The 18,126-nt window shown below is 60.1% G+C and carries 15 protein-coding genes and 1 pseudogene; 13 read left to right on the top strand and 3 right to left on the bottom strand.

Going from position 1 to position 18,126, the window contains the following annotated elements; all coding sequences use genetic code 11:
• Positions 1–3 precede the first annotated feature (3 nt).
• The 3 genes from ACKXF7_RS03945 to ACKXF7_RS03935 form a co-directional block, all read right to left on the bottom strand.
• Positions 4–1,227, bottom strand: coding sequence for an argininosuccinate synthase (locus ACKXF7_RS03945; RefSeq protein ID WP_423742208.1), 1,224 nt, complete (start codon positions 1,225–1,227; stop codon positions 4–6).
• Positions 1,228–1,453: 226 nt separating this feature from the next.
• Positions 1,454–2,254 (bottom strand): YoaK family protein, encoded by an 801-nt coding sequence (locus tag ACKXF7_RS03940; RefSeq protein ID WP_423742207.1) that lies wholly within the window; start codon positions 2,252–2,254, stop codon positions 1,454–1,456.
• Between the two features lie 138 nt (positions 2,255–2,392).
• Complete coding sequence (locus ACKXF7_RS03935) at positions 2,393–3,046, bottom strand: HAD family hydrolase (RefSeq protein ID WP_423742206.1); 654 nt, start codon at positions 3,044–3,046, stop codon at positions 2,393–2,395.
• A gap of 241 nt (positions 3,047–3,287) precedes the next feature.
• Here ACKXF7_RS03935 and ACKXF7_RS03930 point away from each other — a divergent pair, with 241 nt between their 5' ends.
• From ACKXF7_RS03930 to argF, 13 genes and pseudogenes are all read left to right on the top strand, one after another.
• Positions 3,288–4,364, top strand: coding sequence for a branched-chain amino acid aminotransferase (locus tag ACKXF7_RS03930; RefSeq protein WP_339394493.1), 1,077 nt, complete (start codon positions 3,288–3,290; stop codon positions 4,362–4,364).
• Positions 4,365–4,697: 333 nt separating this feature from the next.
• Positions 4,698–5,468 carry an alpha/beta hydrolase gene (locus ACKXF7_RS03925; RefSeq protein ID WP_423742205.1) on the top strand — a complete coding sequence of 257 codons (771 nt, stop codon included), beginning with the start codon at positions 4,698–4,700 and terminating at the stop codon, positions 5,466–5,468.
• Between the two features lie 149 nt (positions 5,469–5,617).
• Complete coding sequence (locus tag ACKXF7_RS03920; RefSeq protein ID WP_339394495.1) at positions 5,618–6,376, top strand: esterase family protein; 759 nt, start codon at positions 5,618–5,620, stop codon at positions 6,374–6,376.
• A 161-nt stretch (positions 6,377–6,537) separates the two neighbouring features.
• Positions 6,538–7,869, top strand: a complete 1,332-nt coding sequence (locus tag ACKXF7_RS03915) for an ATP-grasp domain-containing protein (RefSeq protein WP_423742204.1) — start codon at positions 6,538–6,540, stop codon at positions 7,867–7,869.
• Between the two features lie 129 nt (positions 7,870–7,998).
• Complete coding sequence (locus ACKXF7_RS03910; RefSeq protein ID WP_249237714.1) at positions 7,999–8,826, top strand: MYG1 family protein; 828 nt, start codon at positions 7,999–8,001, stop codon at positions 8,824–8,826.
• A complete protein-coding gene (locus ACKXF7_RS03905; protein ID WP_348584258.1) occupies positions 8,813–9,118 on the top strand; it encodes a GIY-YIG nuclease family protein in 306 nt (101 codons plus the stop codon). Before ACKXF7_RS03910 ends, ACKXF7_RS03905 begins: the two co-directional genes overlap by 14 nt.
• Before the next feature lie 367 nt (positions 9,119–9,485).
• Entirely contained in the window at positions 9,486–10,718 is a 1,233-nt protein-coding gene (locus tag ACKXF7_RS03900) for an argininosuccinate synthase (protein WP_423742203.1), read from the top strand.
• A 205-nt stretch (positions 10,719–10,923) separates the two neighbouring features.
• A pseudogene (gene argH / locus ACKXF7_RS03895) lies at positions 10,924–12,323 on the top strand (argininosuccinate lyase).
• A complete protein-coding gene (argC, locus tag ACKXF7_RS03890; RefSeq protein ID WP_348584260.1) occupies positions 12,320–13,261 on the top strand; it encodes an N-acetyl-gamma-glutamyl-phosphate reductase in 942 nt (313 codons plus the stop codon). Before argH ends, argC begins: the two are co-directional and overlap by 4 nt.
• 157 nt (positions 13,262–13,418) lie before the next feature.
• The gene (gene argJ, locus ACKXF7_RS03885; protein ID WP_423742202.1) at positions 13,419–14,648 is read left to right on the top strand and encodes a bifunctional glutamate N-acetyltransferase/amino-acid acetyltransferase ArgJ; all 1,230 of its coding nucleotides are present in this window, start codon (positions 13,419–13,421) and stop codon (positions 14,646–14,648) included.
• Positions 14,649–14,854: 206 nt separating this feature from the next.
• On the top strand, positions 14,855–15,709 hold the full coding sequence (argB, locus tag ACKXF7_RS03880; protein WP_423742201.1) for an acetylglutamate kinase: 855 nt from the start codon (positions 14,855–14,857) through the stop codon (positions 15,707–15,709).
• A gap of 120 nt (positions 15,710–15,829) precedes the next feature.
• Positions 15,830–17,032, top strand: a complete 1,203-nt coding sequence (locus tag ACKXF7_RS03875; RefSeq protein WP_418265247.1) for an aspartate aminotransferase family protein — start codon at positions 15,830–15,832, stop codon at positions 17,030–17,032.
• Complete coding sequence (gene argF, locus ACKXF7_RS03870; RefSeq protein WP_423742200.1) at positions 17,029–17,943, top strand: ornithine carbamoyltransferase; 915 nt, start codon at positions 17,029–17,031, stop codon at positions 17,941–17,943. Before ACKXF7_RS03875 ends, argF begins: the two co-directional genes overlap by 4 nt.
• Positions 17,944–18,126 lie beyond the last annotated feature (183 nt).

Here is an 18,126-nt window from a genome sequence, read left to right as displayed (position 1 = left end):
TCTTTATTTACCTTCTTTTTCGTTGTTTACGATGGCCTGCACCTTGGTGGGCAGACCATAGATGTTGATGAAGCCGGTGGCATCGCTCTGCTTGTAGTCGCCGCCGGCGGCAAAGGTGGCGATGTCTTCCCGGTAGAGGGAGTAGGGCGACCAGACCCCTGCATTGATGAGGTTGCCCTTGTACAGTTCCAGACGCACCTTGCCGGTAACATGCTCCTGAGTGGAGGTGACGAAGGCGCTCAGGGCCTTGCGCAGGGGGCTGAACCACTGGCCGTCGTAGACCAGCTCACCAAAGGTGATGGCCAGCTCACGCTTCTTGTGGGCGGTGAGCTTGTCCAGCGTCAGGGTCTCCAGCACCTCGTGGGCCTTGTACAGGATGGTGCCGCCGGGGGTCTCGTAGACGCCGCGGCTCTTCATGCCCACCAGACGGTTTTCCACCACGTCATACAGGCCGATGCCGTTGCGTCCGCCGATCTCGTTGAGCTTTGCGATGATGGCAGCGGGCTTCAGCTTCTCGCCGTTCAGGGCCACCGGTACGCCCTGTTCAAATTCCAGCTCCACAAACTCGGACTTGTCCGGGGCGGTCTTGGGGCTGACGCCCAGCTCAAGGAAGCCGGGCTTTTCGTACTGGGGCTCATTGCCCGGGTCTTCCAGATCAAGGCCCTCGTGGCTCAGGTGCCACAGGTTCTTGTCCTTGGAGTAATTGGTCTCGCGGCTGATCTTCAGCGGGATGTGGTGGGCCTCGGCGTAGTCGATCTCTTCATCGCGGCTCTGGATGTCCCACTCGCGCCACGGGGTGATGATCTTCAGGTCGGGTGCAAAGTGCATGATGGCCAGCTCAAAGCGCACCTGATCGTTGCCCTTGCCGGTGCTGCCGTGGCAGACCGCATCCGCACCCTCGGCGCGGGCGATCTCCACCACCCGCTTTGCCAGAATGGGGCGGGCAAAGCTGGTGCCCAGCAGATAGCCCTCGTAATCGGCCCCGGCCTGCATGGTGGGGATGACGTAATCCTCCACAAATTCGTCGGTCAGGTCTTCGATGTACAGCTTGGATGCGCCGCTTGCCTTGGCGCGCTCCTCCAAGCCTTCCAGCTCACCCTTCTGGCCCACATTGCCGCACACGGCAATGACCTCGCAGTTGTTGTAGTGCTCTTTCAGCCACGGGATGATAATGGAAGTATCCAGACCGCCGGAGTAGGCCAGCACGACCTTTTTGATCTCAGACATAGGAACTGCCTCCCTTCACAAAACTACTTGATATACATTCGATTCCCTCTTGCAACGTTCGATTGCAGTGCTTATTATACGAGCAGACAGAGGATGTGTAAAAAGTATCCTGCACATGGCGGCAATATGATTTTTACATAAAAAGAGGGGGCGGCTGCAACAGATACGATGCAGCTGCCCCCCTGCGCAGAATGCGCTCAGGCGTAAAACAAAAAATTCAGAGAGATCATCTGTGGTGCGGCACGGCGCTCTCCCTTAATTCCTGCTGCTGTTCCTGCAGCTCCTGCCGGAGGGCGTGGTCGATCTCCCGGGTCTCCTGCCGGATCTCGGCAAGGTCTTTTTCGATCACCGGGTTCTCTTCCAGATCCTCACGAATGAACATCAGCGCAAAGCTGACCAGCAGCAGCCCGCAGGAGATCCAGATGGCCCTGCCGCCAAGCCAGACGCAGCTCTTGCTGCCAATGCCGGAGCCCAGAGCAAACAGCAGAATGATGCCAAAATAGCGCAGCATCCGGTCTTTGGCCTTGGGTTCGCGGGTGCGGCTCCAGACACACAGGGCCTCCACGCCGCTGCGCAGGTCGCCGATGCACATGGTGCTGGCAAAGGCGTAGCCGTTCACCTTGCGGAACGCCTGCACCTGCATGGCGCAGGAAAAGGAGACGATGGCGTTGGCCAGCAGGTTCTGCTCCTGCGGCAGAAAGCCCACAAGGAACAGCAGCAGCACCTCGCCCAGCACCACCAGCTGCCGCCAGTGGAGCCGCTGCATGTTCCGGAAGTGCTCCTGCATCTTTTCGGCGGTCAGTACGCCCAGCGCAAAGGCGCACAGGGGCACCAGATAATGCAGCACCCGCTCCCAGTTTCCGTCCATCAGGTTGGAACTGAGCAGCACGATGTTGCCGGTCTGCGCGTTGGCAAATACCTTGCCGCGGAACAGGTAGGTGTAGGCGTCCTGCAGGCCGCCGGACAGGGACAGGAATACGGCTGTAAGAAAAGATTCGGACATTTGTCCGCGATGTTTTGATTTCATGCTTGCACCTTCTTTTTTTGCTCTCCCATTTTTTTGCTCTCCCATTATAGTACATTTTTGCGGCCCGGCTGATATCAGTTTTACATGGCCGACATGTTTTGGATGCAAGCTGTGCCGGAAAACGGCGGGGAAACGCCGTTACAGCTTCCCTGCTTCCAGCAGCTTCTTTACCTCGAACAGATCCCTGCACTCGGCGGTGTACAGGCTGCGCATTTCGTCATCGGCGGGGGCAAGGTCCGGCACCATCACGGTGACAAAGCCGCCCCGGGCACCGGCCCGCACGCCGTTGTAGCTGTCCTCCAGCACCAGCGTTTCAGCCGGGACGGTGCCCAGCGCCTTGGCCGCTGTGAGGAAGATCTCCGGGTCGGGCTTGGACGTGGAGAACTGCTCGCCGGAAATAAGGGCCTTGAAGTGATCGGTCATGTGCCAGTTGTTGAGGTGCCGCAGAATGGACGCCATCCGGCTGGAGGAAGCCACCACCATGGGGATGTGCTGCGCTTCCAGATAGGCGATCAACTCATCCAGCCCCGGCTTTTTGGGCGGCGGTGCCTGAAACGCCGTCTCTGCCTGCTGGTGCAGCGCCTCTATGATGGCGTCGGTATCGCAGTCCGGGCCGAAGAAGCGGCGCAGCACCGCCCGCATGGAGTCGCCTGCCGTGCCCCGGACGGCGTCGTCCAGCCCTTCCTTATAAGAAAGGCCCAGTGTGGCCAGCGCGGGCCGCCACAGGGTGGCCCAGATGCGCTCGGTGTCGAACATCAGACCGTCCATATCAAAAATAACACCTTTTATCATTGTGCAAAAAGCTCCTTTCTGAGCCTGTAAGATCCGGCTTATGCCCTCATTGTATCATATTTTGGGCAGATTGCACATAGAAAAGCAGGCAATTCCGCGCAACTTAACAGGGGGAAAGATGAAAGATTTTTCGTTTCCTTGTAAAACGATTTCATAATACTATAATAGAAAACAACATTCGGTGTTTGCGGGCGCATTTTCACGCGCTGCGCCCGAGATCAGGAAAGAGGGAAAATAAATCATGTTGGATATCAAGATCACCCGTACCACTGCTCCGAAGGCAAAGCCTGACGAGAGCAATCTGGGTTTTGGCAAGAAGTTTACCGACCATATGTTCGTGATGGATTACACCGAGGGCGAAGGCTGGCACGATGCCCGCATCGTTCCCTATGGCCCCTTTGAGCTGGACCCGGCTACTGTCGTGTTCCACTACGCTCAGGAGATCTTTGAGGGCATGAAGGCATACCGCACGGCCGACGATACCGTCCAGCTGTTCCGCCCGGACTGCAACGCAAAGCGTTTCCAGGACTCTGCCGACCGTCTGTGCATCCCCAAGATCCCTGTGGAAGACTACATTCAGGCCGTTGAGACGCTGGTGGATGTGGACCGTGACTGGGTGCCCCATTCCGACGGTGCTTCCCTGTACATCCGTCCCTTCATCTTTGCCAATGATGTGGGTCTGGGCGTGCACGCTTCCAAGCACTACATCTTCTGCATCATCTGCGCTCCCTCGGGTGCTTACTATGCCGAGGGCATCAACCCCGTGCGCATCTACGTGGAAGACGAGTACATCCGTGCCGCTCCCGGCCTGACCGGCTTCACCAAGTGCGGCGGCAACTACGCTGCTTCCATCAAGGCCGGCGAGCTGGCCGAGGAGCAGGGCTACGCACAGGTGCTGTGGCTGGACGGCGTGGAAAAGAAGTACGTCGAGGAAGTCGGCAGCATGAACATCATGTTCAAGATCGACGGCAAGGTGTACACCGCTGCTACCGTCGGCACCGTTCTGCCCGGCGTCACCCGCCGCAGCTGCATCGAGCTGCTGAAGGACTGGGGCTATGAGGTGGTAGAAGGCAAGATCGCCATTGCCGACATCATGGCTGCTGCCCGCGAAGGCAAGCTGGAAGAGGTGTTCGGCACCGGCACCGCCGCTGTCGTCTCCCCCGTCAAGGAGCTGGTCTGGAAGGGCGAGCACGCCTACATCGGCGACGGCAAGATCGGCCCTGTCACCCAGAAGCTGTACGACACCATGACCGGTATGCAGTGGGGCAAGCTCCCCGACACCAAGGGCTGGATCGTGCCGGTGGAGAAAAAGAACTGATCCCGATTCTCCGGAGAGAACCTTTTATTCAGAATAGCAGCAAACGCCGCCAGGCCTCCGCTCGGCGGCGTTTGCCGTATATTGCCCCCTCTCAGTCGGCGCCTGACAGCTCTCCCGAAGGGCGAGCTTTTACGCATCTGGCGGCCAAGCAGAAAAAAGCTCCCCCCTCGGGGAGCTGGCGAACGAAGTGAGCCTGAGAGGGTTCTTCATCGGAAAAACTCCAAAATTTCCCGGCGCAATTGCTTTCTGTGCCCTGCAGTGCTAAACTGAAAACAGAACAGCGGCCTGCATTGCGGCAGGCCATGTGCAGGAAAGATTGAGAGGAATGGACCCATGGTTAAAAAATGGAGCGTGAGCTACCCTGCCGTCAATGGCACCGAGCAGCGCAGAGTTTATGTCTATCTGCCCACGATGTATGAAGCCGAGCCGGACCGCAGGTATCCGGTGCTGTATATGTTCGATGGCCAGAACGTCTTTTTTGACGAGGACGCCACCTTTGGCAAGAGCTGGGGCGTGGCCGATTATCTGGACTACACCGACACCCCGCTGATCGTGGCGGCGGTGGAGTGCAATGCCGGGGCCAACAACGAGCGGCTGGTGGAGTATTCGCCCTACCGGTTCGACGACCCGCAGTTCGGCCACTTTGACGGCAAGGGGCAGGCCACCATGAGCTGGTATATCCACCGGTTCAAGCCCTTCATCGACCACAATTTCCGCACCCTGCCCGACCGGGAGCACACCTTCATTGGCGGCAGCAGCATGGGCGGCCTGATGAGCCTGTACGCCCTGCTGCAGTACAATGACGTCTTCAGCCGTGCGGCGGCGCTGTCGCCGTCCATCTGGGTCTCGCCGGAAAAGCTCTCCGGCCTTGTGGGCCGGGCAAATCTGGCCCCCGGCACCGTGCTGTACATGGACTACGGCTCCCGCGAGATGGGCAACCACGAGGGCATGCGCCGCGGCTTTGCCGAGATGTGCAGCAAGGTACTGACCCGGGGCATCCACCTCACCAGCCGCATCGTGCCCGGCGGCACCCACAGCGAAGCCAGCTGGGAAAAGCAGCTGCCCTTTATGTTCCACACCCTGATGTATGAGGTGGAGGAGTAAAACCTTCTCAGGCATCGCCTGACGGCGCTGCCAGCTCTCCCGAAGGGCGAGCTTCTATGCATCTGGCGGTAAGGCAGAAAAAGCTCCCCTTTCGGGGGGCTGGCGAACAAAGTGAGCCTGAGAGGGTCCATATCAAAGGAGGAAACACCATGGAAATGCAGTATTTCAAGGATTACAGTCCGGCGCTGGGCCGTGACATGGAGTGCAAGATCTACGGCCACGCAGGCCGCCCGATGCTGTACATCCCCTGTCAGGATGGCCGCTTCTTCGATTTCGAGAACTTCCACATGAACGATACCCTTGCCCCGTGGATCGAGTCCGGGCAGATCATGGTCCTCTCCATCGACACCATGGACAAGGAGACCTGGTCCGACACGCAGGGCGACCCCTATTGGCGCATCCGCCGCTATGAGCAGTGGCTGCGCTATATCGTGGAGGAGGCTGTGCCCAAGATCCAGTATCTGGCCAAGGAGCGCAACGGCTGGGACGACCTGCCCGGCGTCATTGCCTTTGGCTGCAGTCTGGGCGCCACCCATGCGGTCAACCTGTACCTGCGCCGCCCGGATGTGTTCTGCGGCTGTCTGGCCCTCAGCGGCATTTACACGGCCCACTACGGCTTCGGCAATTATATGGACGAGCTGGTGTACATGAACTCGCCCGTGGACTACATGAAGAACTTCCCGGAGGATCACCCCTACATGCAGCTGTACCGCAGCCAGAAGGCGGTCATCTGCTGCGGTCAGGGCGACTGGGAGCGGCCGGACACCACATGGTTCCTCAAGCGCATCTTCGAGGCCAAGAACATCCCCATCTGGGTGGACCTGTGGGGCCACGATGTCAACCACGACTGGAACTGGTGGTATAAGCAGACTGCATATTACATGCCGTATATTCTGGGGCAGCAGTAAAACAATCCCTCTCAGGCGCTGACGCGCCAGCTCTCCCGAAGGGCGAGCTTTGATGCGTTTGACGGTTTGCAGCAAATAAGCTCCCCCTTCGGGGGAGCTGGCAACGCTGTAAGCGTTGACTGAGAGGGTTTTCTTATAGAGGAAAGAGGAATCGTAAAACCATGCAGAATTTCATTTTTATTTCGCCCAACTTCCCCACCAACTACTGGCAGTTCTGCCATGAACTGAAAAACAATGGCATGAACGTGCTGGGCATCGGCGACCAGCCCTACGATGAGCTGAAGCCGGAGCTGAAGGACAGCCTGAACGAGTACTACAAGGTGGGCAGTCTGGAAAACTACGACGAGGTCTACCGCGCCGTGGCCTTCTTTGCCTTCAAGTATGGCCGCATCGACTGGCTGGAGTCCAACAACGAATACTGGCTGGAGCGGGACGCAGCCCTGCGCACCGATTTCCACATCACCACCGGCTTCCAGACCGACGATATGCCCCGCATCAAGTACAAGAGCAAGATGAAGGAGTATTACAAGAAGGCCGGCATTGCCACCGCACGCTACCACATGGTGGACGATTACGAGGGCTGCCGGAAGTTCATCGACGAGGTGGGCTACCCGGTGGTGGTAAAGCCGGATAACGGCGTGGGCGCATCCGATACCCACAAGCTGTCCAGCGACGAGGACCTGAAAAAGTTTCTCGTGCAGAAGACGGCCCATCACCCGGATGTGGAGTACATCATGGAGGAGTTCGTCCGGGCCGAGGTGAACAGCTACGATGCCATCATCGATGCCAACGGCAACCCCATCTTTGAGGCCGGCAACGTGAGCCCCATGTCCATCATGGATATCGTCAACGACAACGACAACTCCATCTATTACATCATCAAGGACCTGCCCGAGGACACCCGCGCCGCAGGCCGCGCCGCCGTCAAGAGCTTTGGCGTCCGGAGCCGCTTCATCCACTTTGAGTTCTTCCGCATGACCGAGGATCAGGCCAGCATGGGCCAAAAGGGCCAGATCGTGGCACTGGAAGTCAACATGCGCCCCTGCGGCGGCTTCACCCCGGATATGATCAACTTTGCCCGCTCCACCAACGTCTACAAGATCTGGGCGGACATGATCGCCTTTGGCGGCACCGATATGCCGGTGGGCGAGCACTTCTACTGCCCGTTTGCAGGCCGCCGCGACGGCAAGCACTTTGTGTACAGCCACGAGCAGATCATGCAGAAGTACCAGCAGAACATGCGTATGGTGGACCGCATCCCGGACGCGCTGAGCGGCGCCATGGGCAACCAGATGTACGTTGCCACCTTCTCCACCCGCGAGGGCATGGAGCAGTTCTACTCCGATGTGCTGGCCGTCACCGACGAAAACAACGCCGCCGTGCAGAAGGAGCTGAGCAGCATTCTGGCTCTGGGCGAGCCGGAGACTGCCCCGGCCCAAAAGGTCGAGAGCAAGCCCGCCGCCAAGCCTGCCCGCACCGCAAAGAAAAAGTAAAACAAATGCACTGACTGCATCAATCCTCAGCCCCGGAACGGCATCTGCCGCCCCGGGGCTTTTCGTTGTCCCTTTTGGCAAAGTGTGGTATACTGTTGCCAGAGATTTTATTGGGAACGAGGTACATCTATGAAAATTCCTGCAAACGGCTTTACCCATGCCGGCAAGTTCCACGCCGACGATGTGTTTGCCACTGCGCTGCTGCAGATCCTGCGCCCGGATATCAAGATCACCCGCGGCTTTGTGGTGCCGGACGGCTTTGACGGCATCGTGTACGATGTGGGCTATGGCATGTTCGACCATCATCAGGAGCCCCGGGAGTACCGCGCAAACGGTGTGCCCTACGCAGCTTTCGGTCTGCTGTGGCGGGTGCTGGGCCCCGGCCTTGTGGGCGAGCGGCAGGCCCGGCTCATCGACGAGAACTTTATCCAGCCGCTGGACCTCAACGACAACACCGGCGAGCAGAACAGCCTGTGCGATGCCATCGGCTTTTTTAACCCGGTGTGGGACTCCAAGGAGGATCAGGACGCCTGCTTTTTCAAGGCCGTGGCCGTGGCAAAGCAGATTCTGGAAAACCAGATCGCCAGCGCCAACGCCGTGAACCGCGCCGACGAAAAGGTGCAGCAGGCCTATCAGAACTCCCGGGACGGCATCGTGGTGCTGCCCTGCTACCTGCCGTGGAAAAACGGCCTGTACAAAACGGATGCGCTGTTCGTGGTCTATCCCAGCCAGCGCGGCGGCTGGAGCGCCCAGTGCGTCACCGACCACAAAACCAAGCGCCCCAAGCTCCCCTTCCCCCAGAGCTGGGCCGGCCAGCCGCAGGAGGTCATTGAACAGAAGAGCGGCATCCCGGGCATCAGCTTCTGCCACGCCAGCCGCTTCCTCATCACGGCCAAGGATAAGGAGACCGCCCTTGCGGCCTGCCGTCAGGTGTTAAAGAACAATGGCCGCATCTGAGCATCCGGCCCGGCCCAAGCCCGCCTTCGTGTACATGGTGCGGTGTACCGGCGGCCAGCTGTACACCGGCTGGACCAACGCCCCCGCCGCCCGCCTGCAGGCCCACAAAAGCGGCAGAGGGGCCCGCTACACCCGGGCCAGAGGTGCAGCGGCCTTTGCCTATGTGGAGCGCTGTGCGGATAAGCGCAGCGCCCTGCGGCGGGAAGCTGCGCTCAAAAAGCTGCCCAAGGCGCAAAAAGAGCTGCTGTGCCGCGCATGGAGTGCGGCGGGCGGGCCATTTTCCGGCGCATAAAGCCAAAACGAAACCCGGGACTCTTTCAGGGCCAGACGGCTCACGAAAGGGTCCCGGGCTTTTTGTTTTTGCGGTGTGGATTCTTTCCGTGTGCTGTAGTCCGCACATGCCCCGGGCAGGATGCAGAACGCAACGAATATATACCGCGTAAATGCATAAAGCGTGAATATATTCTGCAAATAACGCATAAAGATACAAATTGAACCAAAACGGAAGTCAAATCCGTGTAAGGTTTGGCGGTTTTCGGCATTGACGAAAAAGCCGCGCGGCGTATAATAAAAGCATCAACCGAAACGCAACGGAAGAGGATGCGAAGGGAAAGTACGCATCAGAAAACAAAAGTGTATTTTTAAAAGGAGCAATCATCATGAAAAAGGAAAACATCAAAAAAGTCGTTCTGGCATACTCCGGCGGTCTGGATACCTCCATCATCATTCCCTGGCTGAAGGAAAACTACAACAACTGCGAGGTCGTCGCCGTCTCCGGTGACGTGGGTCAGGGCACCGAGCTGGACGGTCTGGAAGAAAAGGCCAAGGCGACCGGCGCTTCCAAGCTGTACGTGCTGGACCTGAAGAAGGACTTTGTGGAGAACTACATCTTCCCCACCCTGAAGTTCGGCGCAAAGTACGAGGACTACCTGCTGGGCACCAGCTTTGCACGTCCCTGCATTGCCAAGGCTCTGGCTGATATCGCCATCAAGGAAGGCGCAGACGCCATCTGCCACGGCTGCACCGGCAAGGGCAACGATCAGGTGCGTTTTGAGCTGACTCTCAAGGCCCTGTGCCCCGATATGGCCATCATTGCTCCGTGGCGTGAGTGGGACATCAAGAGCCGTGACGAGGAGATCGACTACGCCGAGGCTCACCACATCCCCCTGAAGATCAACCGCGAGACCAACTACTCCAAGGATAAGAACCTGTGGCACCTGAGCCACGAGGGTCTGGATCTGGAGAGCCCCGCCAACGAGCCCCAGTACAACAAGCCCGGTTTCCTGGAGCTGGGCGTCAGCCCCGAGCAGGCACCCGATGTTCCCACCTATGTGACCATCCACTTTGAAAAGGGCATCCCCACCGCTGTGGACGGCAAGGAGATGGGCGCTGTGGAGCTGGTGGAGCACCTGAACAAGCTGGGCGGCGAGAACGGCATCGGCCTGCTGGATATCGTGGAGAACCGTCTGGTGGGCATGAAGAGCCGCGGCGTCTATGAGACCCCCGGCGGTGCCATCCTGTACAAGGCTATCAATGTTCTGGAGACCATCACTCTGGATAAGGAGAGCTCTCACTTCAAGGCTCAGCTGGCCCAGAAGTATGCCGATATCGTCTACAACGGCCAGTGGTTCACCCCGCTGCGCGAGGCTCTGGACGCCTTTGCCGACAGTCTGGAAAAGACCGTCACCGGCGATGTGAAGCTCAAGCTCTACAAGGGCAACATGATCAACGCCGGCGTCACCTCTCCGTACACCCTGTACGACGAGCAGACCGCTTCCTTCGGCGAGGACGAGGACTACAATCAGGCCGATGCCACCGGCTTCATCAACCTGTTCGGCCTGTCCATCAAGGAGCACGCAAAGCTGTCCAAGGACTGGCCGGAGATCAAGTAATCAGTTGTAACATCTTCCCTTTCGTGTGTTTTCACACTTTCACACGGAAGTTTCATCCAACCGGCATCGTTGCCGGCGGCACCGCCGCAGGAGCGTTTTCCCCTGCGGCGGCTTTGCCGTTTTTAGAAGAAATTGACGAACCCTCTCAGTCAAACCCTGACGGGTTTGACTGAGAGGGTTTGGACATAAAGTAAAGGATAAAACTATGGCAGAACAACTCTGGAAGGGCCGTTTTTCCAAGGCCGTGGATTCCCGCGTGAACGACTTCAACTCCTCCATCCGGTTCGACCAGCGCATGATCGCGCAGGATATGCGCGGCAGCGGCGTCCATGCCGCCATGCTGGCAAAGCAGGGCATCATCTCCGAAAAGGACTGTGAGGACATCCTCAACGGTCTGGCATCCATCGCCGACGATCTGGCAGCCGGCAGGCTGGAGATCGACCCCAATGCCGAGGATGTGCACACCTTTGTGGAGCAGACCCTCACCGCCCGCATCGGGGATGCCGGCAAGCGGCTGCACACCGGCCGCAGCCGCAACGATCAGGTGGCGCTGGATATCCGCCTGACCCTGCGGGACTACAGCCACACCCTGCAGGCCTACATCGTGGAGCTCATCAAGGTCATCTGCAAAAAGGCCGGTGAGAACACCACCGCCGTCATGCCCGGCTACACCCATCTGCAGCGTGCCCAGCCCATCACCTTTGGCCACGCTCTGATGGCCTACGCCTCCATGCTGCTGCGGATCTGCAGCGCTTCGAGGACGCCACCGCCCGCATGGACAGCCAGTGCCCGCTGGGCTCCGGCGCGCTGGCCGGTACCACCTACCCGCTGGACCGCCAGTTCACCGCCGAAAAGCTGGGCTTTGCGGCTCCCTGCGCCAACAGTCTGGACGGCGTGTCCGACCGCGATTTCTGCATCGAGCTGGCCAATGCCATCTCCATCTGCATGATGCACCTGTCCCGTCTTTCCGAGGAGATCATCCTGTGGTGCAGCTGGGAGTTCAAGTTCATTGAGCTGGACGACGCCTTTACCACCGGCTCCTCCATCATGCCCCAGAAGAAGAACCCTGACGTCACCGAGCTGATCCGCGGCAAGACCGGCCGCGTCTACGGCGACCTGAACACCCTGCTGGTGATGATGAAGGGCATTCCTCTGGCCTACAACAAGGATATGCAGGAGGACAAGGAAGCCATCTTTGACGCGGTGGATACCCTTGAGCTGTGCCTCAAGACCGTGACCCCCATGCTGGACACTATGAAGACCCTGCCGGCCAACATGCGCCGCGCCGCCGCCAAGGGCTTCATCAACGCCACCGACTGCGCCGACTACCTCACCAAGAAGGGAATGCCCTTCCGGGATGCCTACAAGCTCACCGGCTGCATGGTGTCGGACTGCATCGCAAAGGACAAGACTCTGGAAGAGCTGACCCTTGACGAGTTCAAGAGCTACAGCGATCTGTTTGAGAACGACATTTACGAGGCCATCGATCTGGTCAAATGCTGTGAGGGCCGCACCAGCTACGGCGGCCCCAGCGAAGCCAGCGTGAAGAACCAGATCGAGCTGGCCGCTGCACAGCTGAATGCCTGGGAGGCGAATAACGCATGAGCGTGAAAGTTTTTATTGATGGCTCCTCCGGCACCACCGGCCTGCGCATTGCCGACCGGCTGGCTGCACGCCCGGAGATCGAGCTGCTGTCCATTTCCGCCGAGGGCCGCAAGGATGTGAACGAGCGTGCGAAGGTCATCAACTCCGCCGACCTCGCCTTCCTCTGCCTGCCGGATGCGGCATCCAAAGAGGTCATGCCCCTGCTGCGCCCGGACGTGAAGGTGCTGGACACCTCCACCGCCTTCCGCACCGATGCCGCATGGGACTACGGCTTCCCGGAGCTGGCGGGCCAGAAGGAAAAAATCAAAAACTCCTGCCGCGTGGCAGTGCCCGGCTGCTATGCCAGCGGCTTTATCAGCATTGCCCGCCCGCTGGTGGAGCTGGGCCTTGTCCCGGCAGAGTATCCCTTCAGCTGCACCGGCATCTCCGGCTACTCCGGCGGCGGCAAAAAGATGATCGCCGAGTACGAGAGCCCCGACCGCCCGGCACACAGCAAACTGGATGCACCCAAGAGCTACGGTCTGGGCCTTGCCCATAAGCATCTGCCCGAGATGCAGAAGATCAGCGGCCTTGCCCACACCCCCATGTTCGTGCCGGTGGTGTGTGACTACTACTGCGGCATGCAGGTGCTGGTGCCGCTGGACCTGACGCTGGCGGGCACCACCGCCGAACAGGTGGCTGCAGGCATTGCCGGGTACTATAAGGACGCCGCCACTGTCAAGGTGCACGGGCTGAACGAGACTCTGCCGGAGAACGGCCTGTACTCGAACGCCATGGCCGGTACCGACCGCATGGAGCTGTATCTGACCGTGAACGCCGCCGGCGACCAGATGATGCTGGTGTCTGTGTTCGATAATCTGGGCAAGGGCTCCTCCGGTGCCGCCGTCCAGTGCATGAACCTGATGCTGGGGCTGGAAGAGACCGAAGGATTGGAATAAAAAACTCCCTTCGTCTGCTCACGGTGTTCGCATCCACCTCCCTCGAAGAGGGAGGCTTTTGCAGTTGACGGTTACGCAAAGGCTCCCTCCATGAGGGAGCTGGCACGGCGAATGCCGTGACTGAGGGAGTATTTCTTTGTGGGAAAGGAAGATCATTATGCAGTATCAAGAAGTTGCGGGCGGCATCTGCGCGCCCAAGGGCTTTGCAGCGGCTGGCGTGCACTGCGGCATCCGCGCAAACCATGCAGAAAAATACGATCTGGCACTCATCAAGGCGGACGTGCGCTGCGCCGCCGCCGGTGTGTACACCACCAACAAGGTCTGCGGCGCACCCATCAAGGTGGACCGTGCCCACCTGAAGGACGGCTATGCACAGGCGATCCTTGTGAACAGCGGCAACGCCAACACCTGCGCCGCCAACGGCGTGGCTCTGGCCGAAGAATGCTGCGAGCTGGTGGGCAGAGAGCTGGGCATCGACCCGCAGGACGTTCTGCCCGCTTCCACCGGTGTCATCGGTCAGCCCATGGTCATCGACCCCTTTGCCCGGGGCATTCCCGCCGCCGCCGCAAGGCTGGCTGCGGACGAGCAGGGCAGCGCTGATGCCGCCACCGCCATCATGACCACCGACACCCACAAGAAGGAATACGCCATCCAGTTCGAGCTGGGCGGCAAGGTGTGCACCGTGGGTGCCATCGGCAAGGGCAGCGGCATGATCGCCCCCAATATGGCCACGATGCTGGCATTCTACACCACCGATGCGGCGGTCTCCCCCATCCTGCTGGAAAAGGCTCTCAAGACCGTGGTGCCCGGCACCTACAATCAGATGAGCGTGGATCTGGACACCTCCACCAACGATACCCTCATCGTCATGGCTTCCGGCCTTGCCGGCAACCCCGAGATCACAGAGGAAAACGCCGACTACGATGCATTTGTGGCTGCGCTGACCGCCATTGCCGAGCACATGTGCGCCGAGCACGCCGGTGACGGCGAGGGTGCCACCCACCTCATCACCTGCGAAGTGACCCACGCCCCCGACCTGAAGACCGCCCGTGCCGTCAGCCGCAGCGTGGTGTGCTCCAACCTGTTCAAGGCCGCAGTGTTCGGCCGCGATGCCAACTGGGGACGCATCCTCTGCGCCATCGGCTACACCCCCGGCGATTTCTCCATTGATAAGGTCTGCGTGTGGCTTTCCAGCAAGGCGGGCGAGGTGTATGTGTGCGAGAACGCCGCCTACCACCCCTACAGCGAGGAGGAGGCCGCCAAGGTGCTGGCCGAGCATGATATCCTGGTCAAGGTGGACATGGGCACCGGCGATGCATCCGCCAAGGCATGGGGCTGCGATCTGACCTACGATTACGTCAAGATCAACGGCGATTATAGAACTTAATGGAACTCCCCCAGTCGCCTGCGGCGACAGCCCCCTCACGGAGGGAGCCTGAAAGCCTCCCTCCTTGAGAAAGACTCCCCCGGCCGGGGGAGGTGGCACGAAAGTGCCAGAAGGGGAATGGGTGGCATCGCGCAAGCGATGACGGAAGGAGTTCGTCTGGTGGAAAACGAATGCCGGAGCAAGCGTGCTGGCGGCAAGGAGAGCATATGAAAAACGAAGAAATGGCGCGCCTTTTCTCTGAGGCGACACCCTACATCCAGAAGTATCACGGAAAGACCATGGTCGTGAAATACGGCGGCAATGCCATGATCAACGAAGAACTGAAAAATGCCGTCATGAACGATCTGGTCACCCTCACCCTGCTGGGTGTGCGCGTCGTGCTGGTGCACGGCGGCGGCCCGGCCATCAATGAGATGCTGAAAAAGGTGGGTGTGGAAAGCCATTTCGCAAACGGTCTGCGGGTGACCGACGACGCCACCATGGAGATCGTGCAGCAGGTGCTGGCCGGTAAGGTGAACAAGGATCTGGTGGCAAAGCTGCGCGGCCGCGGCGTGGGCCTGTGCGGCATGGACGGCCAGATGCTGCGCTGCACCGAGCTGGACCCCCAGCTGGGCCATGTGGGCGAGATCGTGCATGTGGACGCCACCCTGATCGGCAGCCTGCTGGATGGCGGCTACATCCCGGTCATTGCCACGGTGGGCATGGATGATCTGGGTCAGGCCTACAACGTGAACGCGGACACTGCCGCTGCGCAGATCGCCATTGCGCTCAAGGCTGAGAAGCTGGTGTCCATGACCGATATCGCGGGCCTGCTGCGGGATAAGGACGACGAAAGCACCCTCATCCCCGAGGTGGAGGTGTCCGAGATCGAGGGCTACAAGTCCGCCGGTGTCATTGCGGGCGGCATCATCGCCAAGATCGGCGGCATGGCCGACGCCATCTATCAGGGCGTGCACGAGGCGGTCATCATCGATGGCCGGGTGCCCCACTCCATCCTGCTGGAGCTGTTCTCCAACCGCGGCTCCGGCACCCGCTTCTACCGCCGCAGCCACCGCGAATAAGCATTGCGCAGGTGCCGCGCAGGCGGTATAATAAGAAAAATGACCCTCTCAAGCCTTTGCCAGCATTTTCTGGCGCGTCAGCGCCTGAGAGGGTTTTTATCGTCAGTAGGAGGTACACCTATGGATTCTGAAAAGGTCATCAAGCGGGACGGCGAATACGTCCTGCACACCTATAACCGCAACCCCATCGTGCTGGAAAAAGGCCACGGCCTGCGTGCCATCGGGCCCGAAGGCCAGCAGTATCTGGATTTTACCAGCGGCATCGGTGTCAACAGTCTGGGCTACTGTGATCTGGACTGGGCCGAAGCCGTTTCCGAGCAGGCCCATAAGCTGCAGCACTCCTCCAACCTCTACTACACGGCCCCCTGCGGCAAGCTGGCCAAAAAGCTGTGCAAGCGCACCGGCATGAGCAAGGTTTTCTTCGGCAACTCCGGTGCCGAGGCCAACGAGGGTGCCATCAAGGCCGCCCGTAAGTACAGCGTGGACCACTACAGCAAGGACCGCACCACGGTCATCACGCTGGTAAACAGCTTCCACGGCCGCACCATCGCCACCCTGACCGCCACCGGTCAGGAGGTGTTCCACAACTACTTCGGCCCCTTCAACGAGGGCTTCCTGTATGCTCCGGCAGGCGATATGGAAGCGCTGCAGGAGCTGGTGGACCGCAACACCTGCGCCGTGATGCTGGAACTCATTCAGGGCGAGGGCGGCGTGATGGCGCTGGACCCGGACTATGTGCAGGCCGTGCGCAAGCTCTGTGACGAAAAAGACCTTGTGCTCATCGTGGACGAGGTGCAGACCGGCGTGGGCCGCACCGGCACCTTCCTGTGCTGCGAGCACTACAACCTCAAGCCGGACGTGGTCACGCTGGCCAAGGGTCTGGGCGGCGGCCTGCCCATCGGCGCAGTGCTGATGAACGAAAAGGTGGCCGCAGGCATGGGCCCCGGCACCCACGGCTCCACCTTCGGCGGCAACCCGGTGGTCTGCGCCGGTGCCAATGTGGTGGTGGACCGCATGGACCAGAGCTTCCTTGCCAATGTCAACGAGCGCGCCGTCCAGCTGCGTGCAGGCATCGCAAAGCTGCCCCATGTCAAGAGCATTTCCGGCATCGGCCTGATGGTGGGCATCGAGTTCTACGACCTCAAGGCCGCCGATGTGCTGGCCGCCTGCCGCGAAGCGGGCCTGCTGGTGCTGACGGCCAAGACCCGCCTGCGCCTGCTGCCGCCGCTGACCCTCAGCGAGCACGATGTGGACATGGCGCTGGAGATCCTGGGCGATGTGCTGAGCAAAATGGAGCCGACGGCTCCAAAGGAGCAGGCATGAAAAATCTGCTGAAAATGAGCGACCTCTCCCCTGCCGAGCTGACCCACATTCTGGATGTGGCCGACCAGCTCAAGGCACAGCAGAAGCTGGGCGGCACGGCCCCGCTGCTGGCGGGCAAAACGGTGGCTCTGATCTTCTCCAAGGCGTCCACCCGCACCCGCACCAGCTTTGAGGTGGGTGTGTACCAGCTGGGCGGTCTGGGCAACTACATGAACACCACCGAGCTGCAGGCCGGGCGCGGCGAGCCCCTCAAGGACACCGCCCGGGTGCTGGGCCGCTACTACGACTGCGTGGTGTGGCGCACCTACCGCCAGAGCGATCTGGAAGAGTTTGCCGAGCTGGCCGGTGTGCCGGTGATCAACGGCCTGACGGATTACGCCCATCCCTGTCAGGTGCTGGCCGACCTGATGACCATTCGGGAGCGCAGGGGCAGCCTTGCGGGCCGGAAGCTCTGCTTTGTCGGCGACGGCAGCAGCATGGCAAACAGCCTCATCGTGGGCGGACTGCTGGCCGGGATGCAGGTCACCTGCGTCTGCCCGCAGAGCTACCGCCCGGCGGCGGATGTGCTGATGTTCGCCCACAAGTACGGCAGCGCCTTCCACCTGACCGCAGACCCTGCCGAGGGCGTTCAGGACGCCGATGTGGTGGCAACGGCTGTATGGAACACCGCCCAGCCCGGCACGCCGGAAAGTGAGCAGCGCCTGCGGGATTTCGTGGGCTACCAGCTCACAAGCAAGCTGCTGGAAAGCGCCAAGCCCGACGTCATGGTGCTGCACTGCCTGCCCGCCCACCGGGGCGAGGAGATCTCCTCGGCGGTGTTCGAGCAGCACGCACCGGAGATCTTCGATGAAGCCGAGAACCGCCTGCATGTGCAGAAAGCCGTGCTGGCCATTCTGCTGGCGGGGAAATAAAATTGCATAAAGCGCAAGAGCCTCTGCCATTGGCAGGGGCTTTTTGTATCCCAGTCTTTGCACATCCTGTCTGAAAATACTGTAAAATTCTTATGCCCTTTGCCGATTGACGAAAACCGATCCGGTTTGCTATACTGAGCGTGGTCAATCAAGTAAGGTTTGTTACTCTCCGGAGGCTTTCCC

This window comes from Faecalibacterium sp. 7 (assembly GCF_049562865.1).
GTDB lineage: Bacteria > Bacillota > Clostridia > Oscillospirales > Ruminococcaceae > Faecalibacterium > Faecalibacterium wellingii.
Note: the sequence above shows the minus strand (reverse complement) of the source record. Positions and strands in the feature narration are given on the sequence as shown.

Bases quoted from the DNA above. Each gene is read 5' to 3' on its own strand.
- ACKXF7_RS03935 (WP_423742206.1), bottom strand. From the start codon at position 3,046: ATGATAAAAGGTGTTATTTTTGATATGGACGGTCTGATGTTCGACACC.
- ACKXF7_RS03945 (WP_423742208.1), bottom strand. From the start codon at position 1,227: ATGTCTGAGATCAAAAAGGTCGTGCTGGCCTACTCCGGCGGTCTGGAT.
- ACKXF7_RS03930 (WP_339394493.1), top strand. From the start codon at position 3,288: ATGTTGGATATCAAGATCACCCGTACCACTGCTCCGAAGGCAAAGCCT.
- argJ (WP_423742202.1), top strand. From the start codon at position 13,419: ATGCAGTATCAAGAAGTTGCGGGCGGCATCTGCGCGCCCAAGGGCTTT.
- argC (WP_348584260.1), top strand. From the start codon at position 12,320: ATGAGCGTGAAAGTTTTTATTGATGGCTCCTCCGGCACCACCGGCCTG.
- ACKXF7_RS03925 (WP_423742205.1), top strand. From the start codon at position 4,698: ATGGTTAAAAAATGGAGCGTGAGCTACCCTGCCGTCAATGGCACCGAG.
- ACKXF7_RS03915 (WP_423742204.1), top strand. From the start codon at position 6,538: ATGCAGAATTTCATTTTTATTTCGCCCAACTTCCCCACCAACTACTGG.
- ACKXF7_RS03920 (WP_339394495.1), top strand. From the start codon at position 5,618: ATGGAAATGCAGTATTTCAAGGATTACAGTCCGGCGCTGGGCCGTGAC.
- ACKXF7_RS03905 (WP_348584258.1), top strand. From the start codon at position 8,813: ATGGCCGCATCTGAGCATCCGGCCCGGCCCAAGCCCGCCTTCGTGTAC.
- ACKXF7_RS03900 (WP_423742203.1), top strand. From the start codon at position 9,486: ATGAAAAAGGAAAACATCAAAAAAGTCGTTCTGGCATACTCCGGCGGT.
- ACKXF7_RS03910 (WP_249237714.1), top strand. From the start codon at position 7,999: ATGAAAATTCCTGCAAACGGCTTTACCCATGCCGGCAAGTTCCACGCC.
- argB (WP_423742201.1), top strand. From the start codon at position 14,855: ATGAAAAACGAAGAAATGGCGCGCCTTTTCTCTGAGGCGACACCCTAC.
- ACKXF7_RS03940 (WP_423742207.1), bottom strand. From the start codon at position 2,254: ATGAAATCAAAACATCGCGGACAAATGTCCGAATCTTTTCTTACAGCC.
- argF (WP_423742200.1), top strand. From the start codon at position 17,029: ATGAAAAATCTGCTGAAAATGAGCGACCTCTCCCCTGCCGAGCTGACC.
- ACKXF7_RS03875 (WP_418265247.1), top strand. From the start codon at position 15,830: ATGGATTCTGAAAAGGTCATCAAGCGGGACGGCGAATACGTCCTGCAC.